The sequence below is a fragment of the Paenibacillus swuensis genome (assembly GCF_001644605.1).
In the GTDB taxonomy this organism is placed as follows: Bacteria; Bacillota; Bacilli; order Paenibacillales; family DY6; genus Paenibacillus_N; species Paenibacillus_N swuensis.
In genome coordinates this window covers 2,305,438-2,329,255 of the sequence record NZ_CP011388.1, presented here as the reverse complement: position 1 = coordinate 2,329,255, position 23,818 = coordinate 2,305,438, and the positions used below count along the sequence as shown (strand labels likewise).

The following is a 23,818-nucleotide window of genomic DNA, read 5'->3' as shown; positions in this document are numbered from 1 at the left end:
TGCAGTGAACCTTTTTCACCCGTTTAACGAACCGAACTCCCCCTCATGGAGGTGGCGCGATATTCGGTAGGCGTCATCCCTGTCTGTTCTTTAAAGATGCGCCGGAAATATTTCTCGTCTTGAAAGCCCGATTGTTCGGCAATCCAGTAAATCGGTTGCTGCGTCTGAAGCAGCTGCGTCTTGGCCGATTCAATCCGAGCATCCCTGAGCATCTCGCCAAACGCCAGCCCCGTAATATCCTTGAAGCACTGACTGAAGTAGCTTCGGCTCATATTCACCGCTTTAGCTACTTCCCGCTGGTTCACTTCTTTACCGACGTGGGTTTTCATATATTCCACCGCTTTGTAGATGCTGCGAACGACTTCCTCCGAATGCGGTACCGCGCCGAGCACCGTGCGTAAATGTTTGCGGGTACTGTCCAGCCACTCACTCCAGTCTTCCCAATAGAGCAGATCCTCCACCTGATCATTCCACTGGTTAAGCTGCTTCCGGTCCTTAAACCATACCTCCCATAACGCCATCGCGGCATAAAAAGACCGCTTCACATGAATCGACGGTAACCGCTGAAGCTCGATATCCGCCAATAATTCGCCGTACAGCTTATCATCCAACACCCAGTTGGGCATGGACCAGCGTTCTTTGATCCGGCTGATTTGCGTGTCCTCTTGATCGGCATGCTCCTTCTCAATGGCCGAAGCGGATACGTTGTAAACCCTTGTGTCCCTCTGCCATTCGTAGAACAATTCCCCTTGTTTATATTCCTTCAATAACCGGCAAACTTCCCCGATCGGCAGCCCACGCATGCCTTCCACTTCAACCAAAATCCATTCGGGCACGTCCGCATCCAAAAAAGCCTGTATATCCGATGCAACAACCGCATCCGAAGGTCGGGGTACCAGCCAGGTGCCCTGCTCCACCTCGTACAAGGAACCTGTCCTCACCCAAGGAATGGCGTACAAATCGGCAACTTTGGTTGATTTGCCGGTGCCGCACAGGAGAAAGCCGCGTTCGGACTTCGCTTCCGCCTGCATCACAGCCGTAGCCGGAAGTTTCGGATCTCTGGTGTTCTCTTCACACATCCGGTTCACGATGCGGCCCAGCACATCCTCTGTCTTCTCCTTCTCCAGCTGGGTTTTCACTATATAATCGATGGCGCCTAAACGCAGCGCTTCCTGAATATAATCAAAGTCCTGGTGACATGTCAGCACAACGACACGCATATGCGGATAGTGCTGCCTGACTTCCCGCATCAACTCGAAGCCGCTCATGGAGGGCATCGTCAAGTCGGTAATCAGCAGGTCGGCTTCCTGTTGCTGTAACAGTTCTAACGCCTTGGCGACGCTTGGCGCATCCGCAATAATGTCGATGCCGAACGCTTGCCAAGGCATCATACTGATCAGCCCTTTGCGCACCAGCTTTTCATCATCCACGATGATGGCTCTAATCATGTTGTTCCCCTCCTTGCGGTTGTTCAAGCTTCCCTTCTCCTGTCGGAATGCGCAGCCTCATCGTCGTTCCTTCGCCAAGCTCGCTCTCCACTTGCAATCCGAAGGCTTCGCCATAATGCATCTTCATCATGCGGTCCACAAACCGCAGTCCGATGCCCAGCCCGCTCTTGCGGCGTTCCCCTGTATCGGGCAGCAACAGCCTGGCCTTGGTCTCTTCGCTCATCCCCGCGCCGTTATCCCTCACGGTCACTTCCACCATGTCGTTCCGGCTGTGCCGGATATGAACCTCGATCATGCCGCCTTCATCCCTTAACCCGTGGTACAGGGCATTCTCCACCAGAGGCTGCAGCACAAATCTCGGAATCGGCACCTCCAGCGTTTCCGCCGTGACGATAATGCGGACGTCGAATTCATAATCATAGCGGATTCGCTGCAACGAAACATAGTCTTCCAGCGCCTGCACTTCTTCCTTGATTTTCACGATGCCGCCTTCTTTGCCCAGGTTGTAATGCAGCACGCGGGTGAACACGGAAACTAGTTTATCGATATCGTCATTGCCCTGCATACGGGCCAGCCATTGAATCGTATTCAACGTATTATGCAGGAAATGCGGGTTAATCTGCACCAGCAGCTTCTCGACTTCAAGCTCCTGCTTGCGACGTTCTTTCCGCTCTACCTCAAGGAACAGCTCCAGCACCTGACGCCGCATTTGGTCGAATTGCACAAACAATACATTGAATTCCGCCATCCGATCCTGATCGCTCAATTCATGATGAATATTGGTGCCCATCGCCTTAATTTCGCGGCTGAATTGAATCAGCGGCCGGTACACCGTGCGCCAGATCGCCCATCCCAGTAAGAGGCTGACCGCCAAGGTGAATATGCCTACCAACGCGTAGCGGATCGTCCAACCGGTCTTGGCTTGGTTGAAGCCCGCTTTATGCACACCGGCAATGACTTGCCAGCCCTGACGGCTCTTCTCGTAATAGAAATCGTAGTGGTCATCCGATGCGGCTTCCTTCAAGAAACGGGGCTGAAGCGATCCCGTAGGATACCTTTCCCTGTCGTCGCTGTACATGACCTGTCCGGCGGCGTCCGTGAGGATATGAATCGTATCCACTCCGTATTTATCCCGCCGAAACAGTTCTTTCAATAGATCCAGATGCGTCTCAATATAGATATACACAGGCTTGCTGTCAATCTGCTCCACTTCCCGGTAGATGGAGAGCACCAGCGCGTCCTGACCCTGGCTTACTGTCGGATGCGGACCGAAGTTCTGATACACCTTGCGATCCGTTAACATCGGCATGCGGTCCGGTTGGAAATCGGTGCCGATAGTGCGGTTTTCGAACATGATTTTGTCCTGATCGGGCATATGGTAGAACATCACGCCGACATTCGGATTGGTGAAACCGACCAGCGTAAAGCGCTCCCGCACTTTATTCGTTTCCCGAAAAAACTCAAAATACGTATTATTCCGCTCCGCCTCGAACAGTTCCCGCAGTCCCCCGCCTACCGTGCCGTTAATGGTGACAAACTGCCTTGACGCGAAATCCAACATTTCAAGCGTCTTCTCCGTATCGATGCGCACCTGCTTCAGCGTGCTGATGACCCCGTCGCGGACGTTCGATTCCACATTATCTATCGCGTAGCTGGAGATGATGCCGATCAGCAGCAACGGGATCGCCGAGCTCAGCAGAATCACAATCGTCAACCTGGCCTTCAGCGAGCTGGGCCACATCCACCGCTTCCATGTGTTGAGCACATCCGTACTTCCTTTCATTCGCATGCTTATATGTTCATTATACGACTTATTTCGACATAACCCTTAACTGTCCCTTTAACTGGCAAAAGAAGGCCAAACGCCCCTCCGCAACTGACGGAATAAGCGCTCGGCCCTTTGTTCTTACTGTCTTACTGCCTTATTTGCCCCAGAACTCCAATTCGGCCACGTTACAGTGACTTCCGCTTGGAGACAAATATCGGACATACCGATACTTGGTTGTATTCGTTACCGTTACTTCATGCCAAACGGCATTCTGTGCTGATGAAACCGTTCCTAGATCGGTAAATCCAGAAGTGCTGCTTGTGTTGGAGCCTTGAATTTTACCGCCGTCCATACGGTAAGCCATGCCTGAACGGGGATATAAACGAACCTTTGTAATTTGCTTCGTTACGCTCGCACCCAGATCCAGTCCTACATATCCTCCGTCCGAATTGGCGTAATCGAAGAACGTCCCCGTATTGCCGTCCATTGCTTTATGAAAAGTATCCGTCCCATTAAAAGCAGGCGTGGTTCCATATAACGTACCCGAAAGCTTCGCCGCAACACTGCCTGTGTAACGGTTCGCGTCCCATACCTTCGAACCCAGCCAAGTCAGGTTGGTCGGTTTGGTACCGTCCGTACGGTTAATGTCGCCGCCCCAGCCCCCGCCGGTGTTGGTCAGATCGAACGCGTCGCCGCCGTCCCAATGCCAAACCATCTTGCCGACCTTCTTCGCCTGGGACACATTCACCGTGTTCTGCGCCGCGGTTTGGTGCTCACCGCCGGTTTGGGCTCCCCACTCGCCGAATACCAAAGCCAGATTCTTCGCATGCACACGATTTACGTAATCGGTCAGTTTCGATTCGCTCCAATCCCAGCAGCCGTAGTTGTGCACGCTGAAGATCGTATTGCCCGTCGTGTCATACGACTTCACTTCCTGCCCCCAGCTGATCACCGCACTGTCTCCGTCCACCACATTCCCGGCTTGCGAATACCCGCAATCTTGACCGAATGTGCCGCCGTCCACAACGATGATATTCGTCGCACCCGTACCGCGGATCGCCTCAATGACCGTCTTGTGCATCGTCTTCCACTGCGCGTCCAGATTCCAGTCTCCCGGCTCATTCGCAATATTAAACCAGACGTTGCTGTTGTTTTTGAACTGATTGGCTAGGTTAATCCAATAGTTTTTTAACTCTGTCAGCGTAGGCGATGTAGTTGATGTGTAGTAGTTGCCGATGCGCGCATCCTCATGCGCCTCAATCATCACTACCGCGCCCAGCGGCGTGTAGGTGTCCACAATCTGTTGCAGCGTGGGTTGAAAATCGCAGCCTTTTGCAAGAATATGTGTATTTACCCGGATCGAGTTGAACTTCCATTTGTTTACGATCAGATTCGCGTCATTTACCGTATTGGAGCCCCAGCACCACTGCGGACCGTTCACATTCGTCCCGTTGAGAATAAATTCCGTCCCGTTTTTCATGATCTTCGTTCCCGATACCGTATAGCTGTCCCCGGCTGCCTCCGTTGTGGTAACGCTTGCAAAATTAACCGTCCCAAACATCAACGCCAAAAGTAATACATAAACCGCTACCCCTTTCCAACTGCTTCGCTTTCTCATTAAAGTCATCCCCTTTATGATTTGGATTGCTTGCTTTATCATTATATAGGAGAGATCTACTGCTAACAGGTGAAAACGGTCTTTAGATACACGTGATTCGGTTTAAAACAATAGCTCAGGGAGGCCAAGGATGACCCATTCTAACAGCGATAACAACCATTTCCCGGCCAAAAAAGATAAAAAAGAAGTAGACCTCGTCCTGTTTGCAGGACAGTCCAATATGGCGGGTCGAGGTTCGGCGGCTGAAGCGCCTGTAGTGGCTGAGGGAACGGGATATGAGTTTAAAGCGATCTCGGCCCCCACAAGGCTGTATCCGATCGTTGAGCCTTTTGGGGTAGAAGAAAATAACGTGATAAGCGGTGTTGCGGAGTCCAACAAAACGGGGTCCATGGTATCCTCTTTTGTCATTGAATATGAGCGAACTACAGGCACGCCTGTTGTAGCCGTTTCGTGCTCCAAAGGCGGTTCCTCCATCAACTTGTGGCTGCCTGGCGGGGCTTTTTTGAACGATGCGATTGACCGGTTTCAGGCAGCCAGCGACTGGCTTGGCGCGAATGGCTGTACCGTCCGGCATGCATTCATGGTGTGGTGCCAAGGCGAGACGGATGCGGAGAACGGCATGTCCCCTGCGGAGTACACGACCAAACTCACCTCCGTCATGGATGCTATGATCTGCGCCGGCATGGAAACCTGCTATATCGTAGGCATCGGCCGCCATCGCGATGATCCGGATAAATTCCGTCCTATCGCCGAGGCTCAGATCGAACTATGCATTACATACCAGCATGCGGCGCTTGTCTCAACCAAGTTTGCGGACATGGCGGCCAGAGGGCTTATGAAGGACGCATTCCACTACGTGCAACAGGCTTACAACGAAGTAGGCGCAGAGGCTGGGGCGAACACGGCTGTGCATATTTTGGGCAGGAATGTAGACTGAACTTGCATGCATGAACCATGACGCCTTCTTCTTTGCTTTTTATGAGTGTATTTAGTTCGCTGTTGCTGTACATCACAGGGACGTTGAGATCCTCGATCTATTTTCATTCCCTATGGAATGCTATCAATGTATTTTTCATTGCGATTTAGGTTTTTGCCGCCAAAATAATCCCGAGAACAGGTGACGACGATGAAAAGCTTACTCAAATATAAATGGTTCAACATCATTCTCACGATCACGATAGAAGCGCTGGCCATAACGGCTTTACTTTTGATCGGCAGCTTACAAACAGGTACTCTGAAATACATCGTCATTTCGATTGCGATCTTGACAGCCGTCATGGCGACTTATACGGTTTATAAGTTGTTCGGAGCTGAGTCAAAGGGATAACGCTCTTTTGGACCAATTGCAGGTACACCCTCCTCCCCCTTCCCTTGTCTGATCAACCGGGGTAACGTCAATCCATAAATCGTGAATACCCCCAGCAGGAGCACGCCGGTAAACACATATAGCATAAAGAGGGAAATCACGGACGGATAGAACAGCGCAATACATCCCAGGGTCAAAGACTGCCCCGCCATCATCACCGGATCAATCCACGCCATAACACGGCCCATCTTGGTCGGCTCCACCAACTCCGGCATCCAGCCGCCTAACACAATGTTAATGGGCGTGAGCACCATGCCTGTAACGAACACGAGCGACACATACACCCAAGGATGCTCCACCCAAGCTAATCCCAGAATCAGCAGTCCTGACATCATAAGCCCCGTGAGCAGTACTTGGTGGGGCTTGAACTTTTGCACCAGACGACCGGTAATGACACTTCCCAGCAGAATCCCCAAGCCTAAACTGACCGCGAACATAGAAAGGAACCACTCATACGCATCGGGCGCGAGTTTATATTTCATCGTGAACATCGGGAGCATAATGAAGGCACCGTCGATTAAGCCGAAGATCGCATAGCCCGCAATGATGGTTAACAACAATTTATGGTTCAAAATATAGCCAATCCCATCCCGAAAATCATGCAATACATGTCCAAGCTTCAAGTCTCGAACACGGGAGTAGCCGTTAGGCTGGCGAACCTCAAGCGCAATACGGCAGGAACGAATCAGCAGCGCCGAAACCAGGAACCCGCAAGCATCCAGCATAATTGCTCCTTGTATGCCAAGAAAGTTATAAGCGATCGCGCCCAGACTCATCCCAAAAAGCATAAATACACCCATAATCATCTGATTCAGACCTGAGGAGCGGATATATTGCTCTTTGTCCAACACCCCTTGCAGCATCGACGATTCCGCTGGCCAATAGAACTTCGTTACCGCGCTCCGGGTGAACAAAATCGCGAACATGACGGGCACCCAGTCCAACTCTATGACACCTAACAACAGGACCGACAGCGCCAAGCGAATCCATCCGGTGTACTCCGCAATACGTTGGCGATCGAACCGATCGGCGCACACCCCCACAATAAAGAACACGGCTAACGTGGGCAGCGAGTACATCAACTCAGCCACCGTGGCGTAAACGGGTTGGGTGGAGAAACGGTCGAGCATGTAGAACGCGAAAGCCATGCTGCCTATCGTTGAGCCCAATTGGGAAGCGAAAGTGGCCAGGAACAGCCTGGTGAAGGTGGGATTGCGGAATAGCTGTTGCATGAGGTTCCTCCGGAATTTATATAATGACATCTACATAGTACAATATAGGAATCCTTAGGAGGTGTCATCCTTCCGGGGGCGGATTGGCGAATAACCTGAGATGGATATCCATGCTTCGGGGGCTGAGTCAATGGGATATCGCCCTTTTGCTGGTTTTAGAGGTATAATCACCTCTGCTCTAGCTCAAAATAAAAACCGCAGCCTGATGGTTGCGGTTTTCGTATGATTTTGCCATGAACCGTTTATCTCGCCACGTACCCCGCCAACACACTCTGCAACTCGTAGATGTTCAAGCTCTTGTTGAACTTCTTCTGAATCGGCAGACTCACACCGGAAATCCAAATGTTCAGCTCCGCATCCAAGTCAAACGAACCGGCGGTTTCGATCGAGAAATGGGTGATGCTCTTGTAGGGAACCGACTTGATTTCCAGCTTGCGCCCCGTGATGCCTTGTTTGTCGACTAGAATGAACCTTTTGTCCGTGAAGATGAACATGTCCCGAATCATTTGGTACGCCTTTTCTACTCGCTCGCCCGTTGCCAGCAGATGCCCGAACTCCTTATTGACCTCTTCCACCCTCAACTCTGACGCGTTCCCCATTAATCCGTCCAAAAATCCCATGTTCGTCCTCCTAATAATTGCGTTTTTTAGTAATATCCGTTATACGGTGTGGAGAAGGATTCGTTTCATATATTAATGCGATAACGATGGACGCTCGTCTACCGAGCGACTACCAGAGGAATTGGCGGGTGAGGAGTCCGCCCTGTCCCCCATAAACGGCCACCAGTTGGCCGGACCGAACATCCGCACCATAACAGGGATGAACAACGGCAGAATGACCAACGCGTACAGGAACAGCCCGCACAGCAAAATGGTGGCAATCTGCAGCAACGACATGACCCCGGAAGGCAGCATCGCCGCGAACGTTCCGCCCAGGATTACGGCCGCTGAAATAATAACACCGCCCATGTGCTTCATCGCCTGCAAAATGGCTTCCCGCGGCTCCAGATGACGATACTCTCGGAAGCGGTCCATCAGGAAGATGCTGTAATCCACGCCCAGCGCCATCAAGAGCACGAATCCGAAGAACGGCACCGCCCATGAAATCCCGGAATAACCCAAGATACGAACAAAGATGACTTCGGCGATCGCGAGCGAAGAGTAGTAGGTCAACAAAAGTGAGATTAAAATATAAATCGGGATGACGATGGAACGGAAACGAACCATCAAGATCAGCCCTATGCCGATCAGCATGAACATGACCGTACGCGCATAATCCCCGGCGGACACGGTGTTCAAATCATTGTTGATACTGGTGATCCCGCTGACAGCGTACTTCGCGCCTTCCATCGGCGTGCCTTGAACCGCGCGTTCCACCGCCGCGTTCAGCTCATCGACTTTGGCCAAAGTGGCGACGTCATACGGATTGCCTTGGAACACCACATCAAACGTTGCGGTCTTCCCGTCTTCCGACAGGTAAATGTCGAGCGCTTGTTGGAACTCCGCGTTCTCCAGCGTTTCCGCCGGTGCATACCAGCCGGTCAGCTGCTTGTTCGGCCCCGCCGACAAGCCTTCCAGGTACGTACCCGCGGAAGCCAAGCCGCCGTTCACTTGCTTCAGCCCGTCCGCGCTTTGCGCCAAACCGTCCGTCAGCTCCCCGAGCTGTCCGTTTAGCTGCGCGAAGCCGTTTTGCAGCTCTTTTTGGCCCGCGGCCAGCTGATCAAAGCCCGCCGTCACGGACGGCAGCTTATCCACGATCTGCCCTTGGCCGCCGGCCGCACTCGCGATGCCCGCCTGCAGCTTGTCGATGCCCGCGGCAATCGACGACAGCCCGCCAGCGAGCGCGGCTTGCCCTTGCGCGGCCTGCTTCAGGCCCGCGTTCGCTTGCGCCAGCCCGCCGGATACTCCGGTCAGGCTGCCTTTCAGCTCGGCGAGGCCGCGCGAGAGTGCGCCCGCGTCCGTGCCCAGCTGCGACGCGGCGTCCTGCGCGCGCTGGAACTCGGCGTCGGCGGCCAGCTCCGGATACTTGGCGGCCAAGCCGCGCAAGCTCTCGCCCACGCCGCCGATGCCGTCCGCCAGCGCCGCCGCATCCGCCGCCGACGCGCTGTAGCCGCGCGCAAGCTGCGCCAGCCCGCCGCCCAGCTGCTCATACGAGCCGAGCAGCTTCCACGCGCCCGCCGCCAGCTGCTTCGCGCTCGCCTGAGCCTGGCGCAGCCCCGCGCTCAGCTCCTTCGCTCCGGCAGAGCCGTCGCGTAAGCCGCGCTCGATGCGCGCCAGCCCCTCGCCCAGCTGCACAACGCCCGCTTTCAGCGCGGTTGTGCCTTTGGCGAGCTCGCCCGCGCCCGCTGCGGCCTCTTGCAGCTTCGGCTCACTCTCGCTGAGCGAGGCGCTCGCCTCGGCTAAACCGGCGCCGATCTTCCCAATCGCGTCGCCGCCTTCACCCAAGCCTTGCCCGAGCTTATCCGCCTGCTCGGCCACGGCAAAACCCTCCTGCGGCACGCCCGTAGGCCTTGTGCCGCTCCGCACCGCGTCCACGCCGTCGACTCCGGCGAGTTCGCGCGTCACTTGTTCGATCGCCGCCAGTCCCTCCGGCGTATCGAGCGGTTGCTCCGCTTGAACAACGACCTTCGACGGCATGGACTCGCCCGGCCCGAAGCCGTCCGCGATGTAGTTGAACGCGCGCACGGAATCGTATTTATCGCCGATTTCCTCGAGCGAGTTGAACGACACCGCGCCTTTGTAGGCTGTCAGGAACGGAACGATCAGCACAGCCATCAGCGCGATCGCCCAGACCGGACGTTTTAAGGAAAAGCTGCCCATCGCGCCCCAAAGACCGCTGGATCCGTGCTTGAGCTCCCCTTTAGCCGGCCAAAACAATGCCCTCCCCAACACCGCCATAAAGAACGGCACCAACGTGATCAACGCCAGCAGCAGCACGCCGACCCCGACAGCCACCGCCACCGCGGAGCGATACAGGGAAAATTCCGAGAATCCGATCGAGCTGAAGCCCACCAGAACCGCCAGCCCCGAGAACAGAACGGTCCCTCCGGCTGTCCGATAGGTGTTGATGATCGCTTCCGTACGGTCGCTCGTCTTCGCCAGCTCCTCTTTGTACCTGCTGATCAGCAGAATACAGTAGTCCGTCCCGATCCCGAACATCACCGCCACCATGAAAATTTGTGTGAAGTTGGATAGCGGGAAGTTGACCTGATCGACCAGAATCGCCACCACCGACTGGGACACCACATAGCTCAAACCGACCGCCAGCAAAGGAATCAGAGGCGCCACAATCGACCGGAACACGATCAACAGAATGACGAGAATAAAGCCGACCGTAATAAACTCCGTTTTCTTCAATCCCTCTTGCGAGCTCTGGATGACGTCCTCGTTAATGAGCCATTCGCCCGTGTAATAATGATCCACCTTGATGCCATCCAGCTTACTGTAGAGCACATCGCGCATTTCGGCAGGCGTGCGGCCCTCCCCTTTCACATTCACCAGCGCCAGCACGGTTGTGCCGTCTTTGGATACGAGCTGATCTTCCAACTCTTTCGTGTCAAAATGGTTCGTCACCGACCCAATCTCAGCGCTCCCCTTCAGCGCTTCAATGCCTCGTTTCATCTCGGCTTGGTCGGCCTCTGTGAGCTTCCCGTCCCGGTGGAACACCAACACGGCGGAAGCCTCCTCCTCCGCGCCCTCCTTAGCATTGCTTACCTCTTTATTGCTCTGAAGCAATTCATTCGCTACAGAAGAAGAGTAGCCGTCCGGCACGGTAATCTGCCCTTTGTCCCGCACCAGTTCTTCCATATTCGGCGCGGACATCATGAGGCCCGCCGCCGCGGCGATCCACAACACCAACATCAGCCATCTTAACTTAATGATCATTCTCATCTTGTATTCGTTCCTCCCTCATCTTCGGACAGCAAGCGCTCCAGCTTCTCGAACGTTTTAATGAAAGCCAGCGCCTCCCCCTCTTCAAAATGCACCATATACTTGCGAAGCAAATCTTCGATCGTTTCCTTAAGCCCTACCGCCAGCCGTTCACCCTCGGGCGTCAGCGACAGATAGATTACGCGGCGGTCTTTCTCATCGGGAGTGCGAGTCAGCAAATTTTTGTCCTTGAGCCGGTTCACCATGGCGGTGATGGAACTTTTGCCTACGAGAAAGACCTCGGACAGCTCTGATGATGTGCAGTTCTGCTGCTCCCCAATATATTTCAGGATGCAGTATTGGTCTGCGGTCAGATTCTGGGGCATCCGGTCCGTAATCAGGGAGTTCATAATCCGGTTCACCGTGAACGTGGATGTGAAATACCGGTCGATGATCTGGTTGAGCAAGTGGGTATCCATAGGTGGCGCTCCTTATCTAATATGTAAAGTGTTGCGATTCCAAACGGACGAGTTAGTTCTACTCTAAAACAGTTCTATAGGTGAACTATACCAGCGGGCACGGCGGAGCGTCAACGGCGTAATTGTGAATATTTTGCAAAAAAAGGTATGTAATCTCTGTCTGCCGAATGGATACTTTATACAAAAATTGAAGGAGTTGTTCTCTGATGACTATGACCAACCAGATTTTGATTCAAGGCATCGGCCAAGTTTCCGTTCCTGTTCGTAACTTGGAGGCTTCGCTCGGATTCTATCGGGATGTGCTGGGTTTGCCTGTGCTTATGGCTCAACATAATATGGCGATTCTGGACTGCGGCGGGATTCATCTGCTTCTCAGCTTGCCGGAGAATGAAGAGCATGAAGGTGCGGGGTCTACGCTTTATTTCAATGTGAGTGACATTCAGGCGTCGTTCGAGGGGCTTCGTTCGCAGGATGTGTCTGTGGTCGGCGCGCCGCATAAGGTGGGGGATTTGGGGTCCGTGGAAGTGTGGCTGGCGTTCTTCAAGGACCCGGACGGCAATCTCCAGGCTCTGCGGGGCGAGGTTGTGAAGGGTTAATATAAATAAGCCCCTTCAGAATGACACTTTTCATTCAGCGAGGGGCTTTCCTATTCAGCCGATCATTTTCCTTGAAAATCCTGCATCTTCTTCAGCATGCTCTTCACCTTAGCCTGCACCTCAAGCGCTTCTTTAAGTTCAATCCCCGCGATCCCAAACAGCTTGTCAGGCACTTCCTGCGCTTGTGCTTTCAAGGCCGCGCCTTTCTCGGTCAACCCGATGTTCACATTCCGCTCATCCGCCTTCTCCCGAGTACGGGTAACGAGGCCCATGCCTTCCAGCTTCTTAAGCAGCGGTGTCAACGTCCCCGAATCCAAATATAACTGCTGACCCAGCTCTTTCACCGTCACACCATCGCGTTCCCACAGCGCCAACATCGTGACATACTGCGTATAGGTCAAGCCCAACTCATCCAGAATCGGCCGATACAGCTTAATAATCTCACGCGAGCAAGCATACACCGAGAAACAAAGCTGGTTCTCCAACTTCAGCACATCGTCCTCCACCCTCTTCATCCCCCCTCTTATAATTAATCCGCACAATTCAATTGCATGCAATTCGTCCGCTAAGTATATCATCCACCCTGTTTTATGTCAAAAGGTTTGCGGTTACACTACTATATATTGACGTCACCAACTCTATTGTATAAAATTAAATTTAACATAACTAAGTTAACGAGAAGTTAAAATGCTGAAAGGAGCACCCCGATGCCATCTTTATACGATTTTAACGTCAGGACGATTCGAGGCGAAGCCAAGCCCATGTCCGACTATCAAGGTAAAGTGATGCTGATTGTGAATACGGCTACCAAGTGCGGCTTTGCTCCCCAGTTCAAGGGGTTGGAGAAGCTCCACAAAACTTACAAAGACCAAGGGCTTGCCGTATTGGGCTTCCCAAGCAATCAATTCATGAAGCAAGAGCCCGGCGATGATGCTCAAGTGGCGCAAGCGTGCGAATTGAATCATGGCGTTACGTTTCCCCTTTTTGCCAAAATTGATGTGAACGGCCCCGGCGCGCACCCGCTCTACCAATACTTGACGAGCCAAAAGCGCGGTTTTCTCGGCTCCAAGTCCATCAAGTGGAACTTCACCAAGTTCCTTGTGGATCGCAACGGCACCATTGTGAAGCGTTTCAAACCCACCGATACACCGGAACAGATCGAAGCCCATCTGCAAAAACTGTTGGGGTTAAAAACGACTGTGTAAACTACTGTTTAACCTGTTCTAGCTAAAAAAAGCCGGATTCCCACATGGGAACTCGGCTTCTTCTTTAATCCGCCAAACGATACCCGACTCCGCGCACCGTGACGATATAGGTTGGCGATGAGGGGGAATCCCCCAGCTTTTTGCGTAAACTCTTCACATGAACATCGACTACGTTACTGCCGCCGAAAAACTGATCGCCCCATAGCCGCACCATGACATCTTCCCTTGAAAGTACCGCTCCCTCCGACTCCAAGAACAGCAAAAGCAGCTCATACTCGGTCTTTGTCAGGTCGATACGCTTGCCTTGCAGATAGACGGCCATTTTCTTCGGGTCGAGCTCGATGTCTTTGAAAATCCTAACGGATTCCGTGGCAACTGTCGCTGGATTCACCGTAACGGTGCCCTTGCGTTGTTGTTCGCGTCCGTCGCCGCCGTCACTCCTTCCGGCCCCAATTCTACGCAGCACTTGCCCCATCATCTCGTCTATGCCGGAAGGCCACAGGTTAAGCTCACCCCATGCGGCCAGGGACCGGCTGGCTTCCTCATTCAGCTCCCCGTTCACCAGCATCAATGTGCGTGCCGTCCTGTTCGCGTCCGGCGCCATAGCCTGCAGCTTCATCATCCCCTCCGCCGCTTCAGGAGCGGTAAAATCCAGGATGAATCCGTCCACCGGAAAATCCGATAACACGGAGGCCTCAAATCGATGAAACAGCAGCACATCATAACAACTCGCGGATAACGCGGCGATCAGGGGCTGCAATCGCTCGGGAAACGGCGTCACGACAACGATACGGCTCGTCTGCACACACACGGCTCCCTGCGCAAACGGAGCTTCTGCCGCTGGTGCCGTAACATCATTCATTGCATCATCGTTCATTGCTTCGTCTTGGAACATGGTTCGCACACCCCCTCGAACACCACTTGCGCTTCGCGCACTTGATACGACGTTTCGGCAGATACCGCCTTAAGCCAAGCGGCCGGCGGTTCACACAACACTTCATCCACCCGTCCACAGCTGCTGCACACGATGTGGTGGTGGTCTTCCGTCCGTCCGTCATAGCGGCTGACCGCTTCGCCCAGCTTCAGTTCCCGGATCAAGCCTGTGTCCGTCAGGTAACGGAGCGAATTATAAATGGTGCCATATGCAAAATTAAACCCGCGCTCCCGCAAACCCTCAATGATATCAGCCGCGGTAGGATGATCGTGACGGGTCTGAATGACTTCTAGGATTGCTTTGCGTTGGCTGGTAAGATTGATTTTGGTCATAAAGGAATCATCCTTTGAACTCATAGTATTTAGACTAAGTATAAATGTTGTAGAGTTTGAAGTCAATTTCCTGCTAGTTGGTATCTTATTGACACTTTTCTTATGCACAATTCGTATAGAAAATATAACTAAAGCAGCATTGACACCTGAATTAGTTTATACTTGTAAGTAGTTGTTCGATCGTATCCTTATGAAATGGAGTGTAATTGAACATGAACGCTAATATACACACGGACATTATGAAAAATTCCGAAACGATATTTGAAGCGGCTGAACGGATTTTGACAACCGCGAGCAGGCTGATTAGAGCAAATACGTTTTGTGTAGCCAGCAATGATACCATTTTCAGTCATGTGTTCAAGTCGTTTAATCGGGATGTATCGATTATCGATGAGGGCGCTGTACTTCCATATAATGAAGCCTATTGTCATCTGGTCATCGAAAAGAAAAAAGGCATTCTCCATATCGAAGACAATTTTCTGCATCCTTATACGAAAGACATGAACGTAACGCAAGCCATAGGGAGCTTATCTTTCGTTGGCGTTCCTATTGTGAATAAAGAAGGTCAAGTATTCGGCACGTTATGTGCTTTTGACCACAATCATTACCCATTCTCTTCAGAGGATCTTGAGCTTCTGGGTTCCCTTGCCGTGTATTTCAGCTATGCGGTGGATATGGATAATCAAATTGTTCAGCTTCAGAAAGCGGAAGCGGAAGCAAGCCGCACTTTACAAGAAAAGGCCAATTTACTAGCTTTCATGGGCCACGAGATCCGGAATCCGATGAACGGGATCATGGGAATGGCTGCTCTGTTGAACGATACGGAACTAAATGAAGAGCAAAGCGAGTATACGAAGCTTTTACTGAAGAGCGGCGATTCACTGCTGTCCGTCATGAACGATCTGTTGAATTACTCCCGAATAGACGCTTCGGAAATGGAACTTGACTTGATTGAGCTGAATATTCGCGTTGAATTGAACGAGTTAATGCAGCTATTTGCCAAGGAGGCGCAGCGTAAGGGAATTCATCTGAACTGCACGGTTGCGCCGGACATGCCGGACGTTCTTACTGCGGATGTGAATAAGCTAAGACAGATTCTCACGAATCTCCTGGGCAACGCTGTCAAGTTTACGGAGAACGGCGAAATTAGGGTTTCGGTGAGTTGGCAACGGAATGAAAACGAGAATCAGCTGTTAATTTCCGTGTCTGATACGGGTATCGGAATCCCGCCGTCCGCCATGCCCCGATTATTTGAACCGTTCGCGCAATTTCATTCGCAAGCGGATTATGGAGGAACCGGCCTCGGACTAGCCATCTGCAAACGACTCGTAGAGCGTATGTCCGGCTCAATCCAGCTTCAGGAAAAGGTCGGCCCAGGGACGGAGTTCACCTTCTCCATACGCGTACACGTTCCTGTACTTGCATGATAACTTTAAAAGCGGAAGCTTAAATACAAAAAGGACCGGGAATCTTCCCAGGTCCTTTTTCAGCTGCCCTCATGGCTAGCCGCATCATTGGCTATCCACTTCATTGGCTATCCGCTTCATTGCCAATCTCATTCAGCCGTAGCTGCTGAGTTGCAAATTCCCGGTACAAGTCATGCGACTCCAACAATTGCTCATGGGTGCCGGAACCGGTAATCCGTCCTTTTTCGATGAAGATGATCTGGTCCGCATCCACGACCGTCGACAATCGGTGCGCGATGACCAACGTCGTCCGGCCCGCCATCAAATTGCTTAGCGCCTGCTGCACCACGCCTTCGGATTGGCTGTCCAGCGCGGATGTAGCCTCGTCCAACATTAAGATGTTGGGGTTCCGCAACAACGCCCGCGCGATCCCGATCCGTTGGCGCTGCCCGCCGGACAGTTTGATGCCCCGTTCGCCCACTTCGGTCTCGTAGCCTTCCGGCAACTCGCGGATAAACAGGTCCGCGTAAGCCATTTCGGCCGCTCTCCGCAGCTCCTCTTCACTAACCTCGCGCTCCAAGCCATAAGCGATATTATAACGAATCGTTCCGGCCAGAATCGGACTCTCCTGCGACACATACCCGATCTGCGAACGCCAGGATTTCAGGGAGAAGGTGTCGATCGCGTCCGCACCGAGTCGAATCACTCCCTGCGTCGGCGTGTAGTACCTCTCGAGCAACGAGAACAACGTCGTTTTCCCGCCGCCGCTCGGACCGACAATCGCGGTCACTTTCCCTGTCGGAATGGTGAATGTGAGGTCGCTCACAATCGGCTCGCCTTCTTCGGCGTATCGGAACGAGAGTCCCTCCACACGGATCGGCTGCGAGGCATCCAACACTTCTTTCCCGGCATGGGGATCCTCTTCGGGCACTTCCAGCGTCGCGATGATGCGTTCGGTCGCGCCTACGGTTTTTTGCAACTGGGTGAAGAAGGTGCTCACCTGACTGATCGGGAAGATAATCTGAAACAAGTACAACAGGAACGCCACCAGCTCACCCGCCGTTAAAGCGCCGGAAGCGACGCGCACGCCGCCGTAGCCGATAATGACGACCAGTAGCATCATGATCACGAACGACATGAGGGGCGCTACCATCGCTTGCACCCTGCCTTCGCGCACACCGTACCCGAACAGCTTCGATATCCCTTCATGACCGCGCCGATACTCAATATCCTCCGCCCCGGACGATTTCACCAGCCGGATTTCTGACAGCACCTGACTGAGCACCGCGGTAAAACTTGCGGTTTCGTGCTGTGTACTGCGGGCAATCTTCACCATGCGGCGGCCGAGGGGCACCATGATGCCGATCGTGAGCGGAACGGCCGCTAACAGCACTAGCGTCATGCGCCAGTCGAGAAACAGCAGAATCGTTACGGAACCGAGGATAGAGATGATTCCGGTCAGGAACGAAGCCGTATGATCGGACACGAGCCCTTTGACAACTGCGGTATCATTCGTCATTCGCGAGATCGTATCGCCGGTCTGATGATTGTCATAGTAGGGAATCGGCAGCACCAGCAGCTTCTTCCACAGCCGGTCGCGAATGTTCGCCACGACATGTTGACCTAGCCGGTTGAGCAGGTAGATGGAGAAACCCGCCGCCAGCGCTTGGGCCAATGCGGCGGAAACCAGGATGATGACCTGTGTCCGGTTGATGGAGTCCATCGAGAAACCGTCAATCAGATCCTTCGTGAACATCGGCACGAACAAGCTGGCGACCGTTCCCGCCAGACTTAATGTCGCCGCGGCGGCGATCAGCCAGCCTGAAGGCTTGGCCTGCCGGACCAAGCGGATAAATCGGCCGGTCGCTCCTTTCGGCATCTGCTCGAGCTGTTGATTATCGTCTTGCATGTAGAATCACCTTATTTTCATGATTATAGGATCGGAGACAGCAACCGGACGAAGGATTCTTTAATCTTCGCCCCGTGTGAACGATTTCCGTAAGCTTCAGCGGACAGTTCCACGGAATGCGTCATGTCCTCTTCGAAGATCGCCTTCAAATTCCCCGCGATTTCCGTGTCATACACCAACGCGTTCACCTCGAAATTTAACTTAAAGCTGCGAATATCGATATTCGCGGTTCCGACGGAGGCGATTTTGCCGTCTACGACCATCGTTTTGGCGTGAAGGAAGCCTTTTTCATACAGGAAACACCGCACCCCCGCGTTGAGCAACTCCCCCAAATATGAGAACGAAGCCCAATAAACCAACTTGTGGTCCGGCTGACTCGGCAGCATAATCTTCACATCGACACCCGAGGCGGCGGCTATGTTAAGCGCGGTAATCAAACTCTCATCGGGTATAAAATAAGGCGTCTGCAAATAAATGCTCTTCTTCGCCGAGTGGATCATCTTGATATACGCGTTCTTGATTTGCTCGGTTTCGGAGTGCGGCCCGCTGGAAACGATCTGCATACCTGTTGTTCCTTCCGAGTCCACATCCACGGCCGGGAAATATCGACTCTCCAAGCTGTTCATACCGGGTGTCGCTAAATTCCAGTCCATAAGAAACAAGGTCTGCAGCTGATGCACCGCCCCCCCTTGCACGCGCAGATGCGTATCCCGCCAAAATCCGAAGTATTCATCCTTGCCGAGATACTCATTCCCGACGTTAAAACCTCCGATATAACCAGTTATTCCGTCAAAAATAGCGATTTTACGATGATTCCGATAGTTTAATCTAAGATTGAAATAAGGGATTTTCGATGGGAAGAAGGCGGCAACTTGTCCGCCCGCGGCTTTCAGATCGTCGAAGAAATGTTTCGGCAGGCTGAGACTTCCGATGGCGTCATACATCAGACGCACTTCCACGCCCTCTCGGGCTTTCTGCTCCAGGGCGCGGGTCAGCTTGCGTCCGAGGTCGTCATTTTGAATAATATAATAAATGATGTGAATATGATCCGTCGCGGCCTCCATGTCTCTGAACAGGGCGCTAAACTTCGTCTTCCCGTCCACAAACACTTCAACCTCATTATTCTGGGAATAGATGGCCTGGCTTTTCACCAGATTCATGTACATCATGTCGCTGTAATCCTGCATGGCGGGATCGTTGTATTCGGCTTCTCCGCTCTTGATCGACACCTTCTGATGCTCTACGGAATTCTCGATAAGGAGGCGTTGCAGCTTCTTGATTCTGTAGATTTTGCGGCGGCTGAGGTTCTGACCGAACAGTAGATACAGGATAAACCCAAAGAACGGAATAAAGAACAACACCATTAACCACGCCCAGGTAACCGCGGCATTCCGGCGTTCCAGGAAGATGATGGGGACCGCAAACACGATATTGATAATCGGTAGATAGGTGGACAATTGGTTCCAAAGCGTCATCGATTTACACCCGTTTCTTTGAGATTGAATTCGGTCCTGGATGATCTGGTCTCCGCCTTCTTCTATTGTATAAATAAACCGGGCAAGACACAACAAAACCGCGGATGACCGCGGCTGTTGTAGTTGGTACAAAATGATTGAGTTACAGAATGAGATTGGGGTTGTGATTTAGATTGCTATTTTCCGTAAGAGAGGGACATCTCGTTTAATTCCTGGATTTCTTCACGGGTCAGCCGGAAACGCATCGCCTTTACGTTATCTTCCGCATGGGACACTTTAGATGCGCCGGGAATCGCGAATACCGTTTCGCCGTGGGCGTGCACGGTCCAGTTGAGCGCGACCTGGCTGACCGAAGCGTTGTAGGTGCTCGCCAGTTCATCCAGACGATCAATCAGCGGACGTGTCTGTTGCATGCGCTCCGCCTTAAAGCCCGAGAACCACTTGCGGGGCCCGACAATATTCTTCACCAAGGAAGGATCTTTATGGAATTTACCGCTCAGGATGCCTTGTTCAAGCGGTGAATAGGCGATAATGGCCACGCCCAACTCCTTGGCCGCATCCATGACGCCGTTGCGCTCAATTCTGCGGTCCAGCATGCTGTATTTGACTTGGTTGGACACAAGGCGAAGACCGAATTCCTTCAATGTCCTGTCCGCTTGAATCATCTGTTTCGCGTTGAAGTTGCTGACGCCGACATGGCGAATCTTGCCGGCCTGAGCCAGTTTGGCCATTTCGCGCATCTCCGCGCTGACGGTGGAGAAGGAAAACGGCTGATGAATTTGATACAAATCTATAGTCCGGCCGCTTAGTGCCTGGATTCTCTGCTCAATGGTGGCGGGGATGTTCCCGGCGGTACGGAAGGCCGGCCACCATTTCGTGGCAATATGGGCTTCCTTTTCCGAAGCATGGAGGGCGTTTAAGGCAGCGGCAAGCGCTTGTTCCGACTCTCCCTTGCCGTAAACCTCAGCTGTATCAAACCAGTTGATGCCTCCTGTGATGCTGGTGCGGACAATATCCTGGATGATCTTGCTGTCCAGGTTCGGCCAGAATCCTCCGACCATCCCACGGCCTTTGCTGAATTGCCAGCATCCCAGTCCCAGCGGCGACCATTGCAGCTCGGAGTTTCCAAATCTCCGAAGAACAACGGGCTGTATTGGAGTAGACATGCGCTTCATTCCTCTCATAGGTTACTGCTTAAACTCTGCAAGTTTCATTATAATCAGTTTCTGCCCGATGGCGGAAGCCGCCAGCGAGAAAGCCGCCAAGAAGCACAGCATCGCGCCGGTTTCGAGGATCTCCTCGATCGTCTGCTCTAACCGCTCGGCGTCCAGTGTCATGCGGGACACATCGAACGAGTCCGCGCCGACGGCGGCGATGGAAAGCACGATACCTGCGAGCAGCCACTTCTGCGCGCCGCGGCGGAGTTGAAGCTCCCGCCATACATAACGCAGAAACAGGAGGCCCAGGGCAGCGTACAGCATGACCAGAAAATCGCCGGCGCCTACCCAGGGCAAGGGCTTGATATTCTGCGGCGCCAGATATCCGTCGCGGATCCGCTCATGCAGCGCAAAGCGTTCATCCAACGTTAGGAATAGGAAAGCGCCCGAGAGGATGGCATAGACGACTGTGCCGCGTCCCCAACCTTTAGCGATATAGGTGAGGGCGGCGCAAAGTAAGGTGACAGTGAAACACGTGAACAAGACCACGCTTTCCCACCAGGTCATCGGGGTCATCTCTGAGGCGATATAGGCCCAGTAGCGCGGCCATTTGCCGATGATGAGTCCAAGGATGAACAAGGCGCTGAAGCCGAACAAACCGCCGATCCACAGCTGTTCCACCCGGCGGAACCGGGAATACAGATGTTCGCTCATAAGCGGTGTCCTCCTTTGCCCTCTGTGCCGACCGGCTGTGTGAGGTTCCTGGGCTCCCCCGTGGCAAGACCCACCAGGTTATCCACCCAGGTTTCGTAGCCCCGGGCAATCACTTCGGCTGAATACCACGCCGTGTGACCCGTTTGCAGGATACGCCCCTCCTCGATCAGCTTTGCCGCCCTGTCCGGCAACGGGAAGATCTCATCTAGCGCGTATCCTCTCAGTTGTCCCGCTTCAATCGCGGCAATAACGGCTTCTGAATCGACCAGCGCCCAGCGGGACGCGTTCAGCAGCCATGCCCCGCTCTTGAAGCGGCTCAGTTCGGCCGCGCCGAAATCCGGCGGCGCTTGCCAGTAGCTCGGGTAGTGCAGCGAAACGATGTCGGAGGAGCTCAGAAGCTCCTCCTTCGTCACAAGCTGTGCGTACTCGCTTGTGCGCGGTGCCGGGTCATAGGCCAGCACGCGCATCTCAAATGCGGAAGCGAGCTTCGCGACGTAGCTTCCGATGCGGCCGAGGCCGACGATACCGAGCGTCTTGACGCGTAGCTCCCAGCCTTGCACGGACGTGGATGCGGGCACCCGGCCGCGGACGCGGTCCTGGCTCAGGTGGATACGCCTCGACATGGTGAGAAGCATCCCCATGGTGTGCTCGGCCACGGACACGGTGGAGTAGTCGGGCAGGTGGCTGAGCGCGATGCCGCGTGCGCGAAGCAGCTCGGTGTCGATGTAATCGACACCGGTGGCGAAGACGGCGATGCCTTGGAGCCGCGGCGCGCGGTCCAGCCACGACGCGCCGATGACCGGCACCGAGCGCGGCGTTAATCCGGCGATCTCGGCGTCGCCGAGCATCTGGACGAGCTCGGTGTCTGGTAACGCGTAGGTAGCCGTGACAAAGCTCACGTCACCCGCCGCTTCCAGCCGCAGCGCTTGCTCTTCCGTGAAGGTATTCCTGCCTTGCGCGGTTAAGATGACCATCCGTTTACATTTCGTCATGACTACCGCCTCCCCATTGTATCTTTATACCCAACTGACGCCGAAGCCGTCTCTATGGTTTCAACGGGCGGCTTGGGATTCCCTTTGTGCAGCGTACATATGCTCGGGATAACTCAATACAAACATCGTTTTTAGCCTCACGTGTTGGGATCTCCCGAAGACTCAGTTTCCTGACTCCCTGCGGATTTTTTAAATTTTATGATCATTTGGCAAAATAAGACTTGCATTAAGAACACTTGTTTGGTAATATTTTCTTATGTCAGAACAGGTGTTCTTACTTTTGTTAGGGGGTTGCACATGCCGGACGCGGAAATCACTTTTGAACAGTTTAAGAAAAAATATCACTGTGAGTCTGTTTGTGTTTCTGTGCTGCATGCCGCGAAATGGCCTAACGGCTTTCAATGCCCCCGTTGCGCCTGCCGACACGTAACTGTAATTACGACTCGGCGTTTACCTCTTTACGAATGCAGAGGTTGCAAGTATCAGTCATCGCTCCTGCGCGGTACGGTGATAGAAGGCAGCCGAACTTCATTACATAAATGGTTTCAAGCTCTTTTTCTGATTGGAAGTCCTACATGCTCCATTAATGCCGTACAACTATCTAAATTAATCTCGGTCACTTACAAGACAGCCTGGCTCATTCTGCACAAACTCCGTCATGCTATTCGACATGGAGACGCAACTAAACTCCTTACGGGACTTGTTGAAGTCATATCCTCTGTTTATAATCCTCGTGACTCTTTCTTTAGATGGACGGAGCGTAAGCCTAAGAAGCATCAGCACCCTGTTATTGTTGGAGCGGGCTTTTATGGCGGCGTCAGTTATGTGAAGTTTAAACAAGTTTATACTTCGCCTCAACACCGTAACAGAGCCATGGATCACTCTGACTTTGCTCATTTTCTCCATGAACACGTTCATTCGACAGTGAAGTTCCCTTTTGTACATAATCAATTTAATCACCACAAAGCCAGTGATACCTTGAACATGATCAGCGACTCCGTGACCCAACGAATTAATCAGCGATACTTTGGGGTGAGCGGGAAACACCTTCAAGCTTATCTGGATGAAACCAGTTTCCGTTTGAATCATTCTCTGCGACCTAACCGCGCAGTTAGCCGATTATTTAGATTGTTCATTTCTACACCCACGATTACATACAAGCAGCTCATCGCTTCTGCTGCACCAACCATAGCGCATGTTTCGGCTGCATAATGTGTTTATTGTTTACCTGGACAGTTTTTTCGTTATTTGTAGATTGCTGTAACGTACACTCTTCAATTGCTGAAATTACTGGCCTTTGCTGATTACTGGACTGAAA

The 23,818-nt window shown here is 53.0% G+C and carries 21 protein-coding genes; 6 read left to right on the top strand and 15 right to left on the bottom strand.

The window, feature by feature from the left end; all coding sequences use genetic code 11:
• Positions 1 to 23: 23 nt before the first annotated feature.
• The 3 genes from SY83_RS10205 to SY83_RS10195 form a co-directional block, all read right to left on the bottom strand.
• The gene (locus SY83_RS10205; protein ID WP_068606177.1) at positions 24 to 1,448 is read right to left on the bottom strand and encodes a response regulator; all 1,425 of its coding nucleotides are present in this window, start codon (positions 1,446 to 1,448) and stop codon (positions 24 to 26) included.
• The gene (locus tag SY83_RS10200) at positions 1,441 to 3,231 is read right to left on the bottom strand and encodes a sensor histidine kinase (RefSeq protein ID WP_197480014.1); all 1,791 of its coding nucleotides are present in this window, start codon (positions 3,229 to 3,231) and stop codon (positions 1,441 to 1,443) included. The genes SY83_RS10205 and SY83_RS10200 overlap by 8 nt, the downstream gene beginning before the upstream one ends.
• A 139-nt stretch (positions 3,232 to 3,370) precedes the next feature.
• Entirely contained in the window at positions 3,371 to 4,834 is a 1,464-nt protein-coding gene (locus SY83_RS10195) for a glycoside hydrolase family 5 protein (protein WP_068606175.1), read from the bottom strand.
• A 130-nt stretch (positions 4,835 to 4,964) separates the two neighbouring features.
• Here SY83_RS10195 and SY83_RS10190 point away from each other — a divergent pair, with 130 nt between their 5' ends.
• Both SY83_RS10190 and SY83_RS10185 read left to right on the top strand, forming a co-directional pair.
• Positions 4,965 to 5,771 carry a sialate O-acetylesterase gene (locus tag SY83_RS10190; RefSeq protein ID WP_068606173.1) on the top strand — a complete coding sequence of 269 codons (807 nt, stop codon included), beginning with the start codon at positions 4,965 to 4,967 and terminating at the stop codon, positions 5,769 to 5,771.
• Between the two features lie 189 nt (positions 5,772 to 5,960).
• Positions 5,961 to 6,161 carry a hypothetical protein gene (locus SY83_RS10185; RefSeq protein WP_068606171.1) on the top strand — a complete coding sequence of 67 codons (201 nt, stop codon included), beginning with the start codon at positions 5,961 to 5,963 and terminating at the stop codon, positions 6,159 to 6,161.
• On the opposite strand, the gene SY83_RS10180 is transcribed toward SY83_RS10185, so the two are convergent.
• The 4 genes from SY83_RS10180 to SY83_RS10165 form a co-directional block, all read right to left on the bottom strand.
• Positions 6,128 to 7,432, bottom strand: a complete 1,305-nt coding sequence (locus SY83_RS10180; protein ID WP_068606169.1) for an MFS transporter — start codon at positions 7,430 to 7,432, stop codon at positions 6,128 to 6,130. The genes SY83_RS10185 and SY83_RS10180 overlap by 34 nt on opposite strands.
• Positions 7,433 to 7,674: 242 nt before the next feature.
• A complete protein-coding gene (locus SY83_RS10175; protein WP_068606167.1) occupies positions 7,675 to 8,052 on the bottom strand; it encodes a PH domain-containing protein in 378 nt (125 codons plus the stop codon).
• A gap of 72 nt (positions 8,053 to 8,124) precedes the next feature.
• Positions 8,125 to 11,322 carry an MMPL family transporter gene (locus tag SY83_RS10170; RefSeq protein WP_068606165.1) on the bottom strand — a complete coding sequence of 1,066 codons (3,198 nt, stop codon included), beginning with the start codon at positions 11,320 to 11,322 and terminating at the stop codon, positions 8,125 to 8,127.
• Complete coding sequence (locus SY83_RS10165; protein WP_068606163.1) at positions 11,319 to 11,780, bottom strand: MarR family winged helix-turn-helix transcriptional regulator; 462 nt, start codon at positions 11,778 to 11,780, stop codon at positions 11,319 to 11,321. Before SY83_RS10165 ends, SY83_RS10170 begins: the two co-directional genes overlap by 4 nt.
• 206 nt (positions 11,781 to 11,986) lie before the next feature.
• Here SY83_RS10165 and SY83_RS10160 point away from each other — a divergent pair, with 206 nt between their 5' ends.
• Positions 11,987 to 12,376, top strand: coding sequence for a VOC family protein (locus SY83_RS10160; RefSeq protein ID WP_082882449.1), 390 nt, complete (start codon positions 11,987 to 11,989; stop codon positions 12,374 to 12,376).
• 62 nt (positions 12,377 to 12,438) lie between these two features.
• Here the strand turns inward: SY83_RS10160 and SY83_RS10155 are convergent, their stop codons facing one another.
• A complete protein-coding gene (locus SY83_RS10155) occupies positions 12,439 to 12,891 on the bottom strand; it encodes a MarR family winged helix-turn-helix transcriptional regulator (protein WP_068606160.1) in 453 nt (150 codons plus the stop codon).
• A 192-nt stretch (positions 12,892 to 13,083) separates the two neighbouring features.
• Between SY83_RS10155 and SY83_RS10150 the strand changes: the two genes are divergently transcribed.
• Positions 13,084 to 13,581, top strand: a complete 498-nt coding sequence (locus SY83_RS10150; protein ID WP_068606158.1) for a glutathione peroxidase — start codon at positions 13,084 to 13,086, stop codon at positions 13,579 to 13,581.
• Between the two features lie 64 nt (positions 13,582 to 13,645).
• Here SY83_RS10150 and SY83_RS10145 read toward each other — a convergent pair whose 3' ends face one another.
• Together SY83_RS10145 and SY83_RS10140 are read right to left on the bottom strand one after the other, a co-directional pair.
• Complete coding sequence (locus SY83_RS10145) at positions 13,646 to 14,476, bottom strand: winged helix-turn-helix domain-containing protein (RefSeq protein WP_082882448.1); 831 nt, start codon at positions 14,474 to 14,476, stop codon at positions 13,646 to 13,648.
• Positions 14,455 to 14,847 carry a Fur family transcriptional regulator gene (locus tag SY83_RS10140; protein WP_068606156.1) on the bottom strand — a complete coding sequence of 131 codons (393 nt, stop codon included), beginning with the start codon at positions 14,845 to 14,847 and terminating at the stop codon, positions 14,455 to 14,457. The genes SY83_RS10145 and SY83_RS10140 overlap by 22 nt, the downstream gene beginning before the upstream one ends.
• Positions 14,848 to 15,059: 212 nt before the next feature.
• Between SY83_RS10140 and SY83_RS10135 the strand changes: the two genes are divergently transcribed.
• Complete coding sequence (locus SY83_RS10135) at positions 15,060 to 16,274, top strand: GAF domain-containing sensor histidine kinase (RefSeq protein ID WP_068606154.1); 1,215 nt, start codon at positions 15,060 to 15,062, stop codon at positions 16,272 to 16,274.
• A 100-nt stretch (positions 16,275 to 16,374) separates the two neighbouring features.
• On the opposite strand, the gene SY83_RS10130 is transcribed toward SY83_RS10135, so the two are convergent.
• The 5 genes from SY83_RS10130 to SY83_RS10110 all read right to left on the bottom strand — a co-directional run bounded on the left by SY83_RS10130 (position 16,375) and on the right by SY83_RS10110 (position 22,500).
• A complete protein-coding gene (locus SY83_RS10130; protein WP_068606152.1) occupies positions 16,375 to 18,162 on the bottom strand; it encodes an ABC transporter ATP-binding protein in 1,788 nt (595 codons plus the stop codon).
• Positions 18,163 to 18,185: 23 nt separating this feature from the next.
• Positions 18,186 to 19,637 (bottom strand): cardiolipin synthase, encoded by a 1,452-nt coding sequence (gene cls / locus SY83_RS10125; RefSeq protein ID WP_068606150.1) that lies wholly within the window; start codon positions 19,635 to 19,637, stop codon positions 18,186 to 18,188.
• Positions 19,638 to 19,813: 176 nt separating this feature from the next.
• On the bottom strand, positions 19,814 to 20,803 hold the full coding sequence (locus tag SY83_RS10120) for an aldo/keto reductase (RefSeq protein ID WP_068606149.1): 990 nt from the start codon (positions 20,801 to 20,803) through the stop codon (positions 19,814 to 19,816).
• Positions 20,804 to 20,824: 21 nt separating this feature from the next.
• Complete coding sequence (locus SY83_RS10115; RefSeq protein ID WP_068606148.1) at positions 20,825 to 21,508, bottom strand: hypothetical protein; 684 nt, start codon at positions 21,506 to 21,508, stop codon at positions 20,825 to 20,827.
• Positions 21,505 to 22,500 (bottom strand): 2-hydroxyacid dehydrogenase, encoded by a 996-nt coding sequence (locus tag SY83_RS10110; protein ID WP_068606146.1) that lies wholly within the window; start codon positions 22,498 to 22,500, stop codon positions 21,505 to 21,507. The genes SY83_RS10115 and SY83_RS10110 overlap by 4 nt, the downstream gene beginning before the upstream one ends.
• 297 nt (positions 22,501 to 22,797) lie before the next feature.
• Here SY83_RS10110 and SY83_RS22705 point away from each other — a divergent pair, with 297 nt between their 5' ends.
• Positions 22,798 to 23,712, top strand: a complete 915-nt coding sequence (locus SY83_RS22705; protein ID WP_197480013.1) for a transposase — start codon at positions 22,798 to 22,800, stop codon at positions 23,710 to 23,712.
• The last annotated feature ends 106 nt before the right edge of the window (positions 23,713 to 23,818 follow it).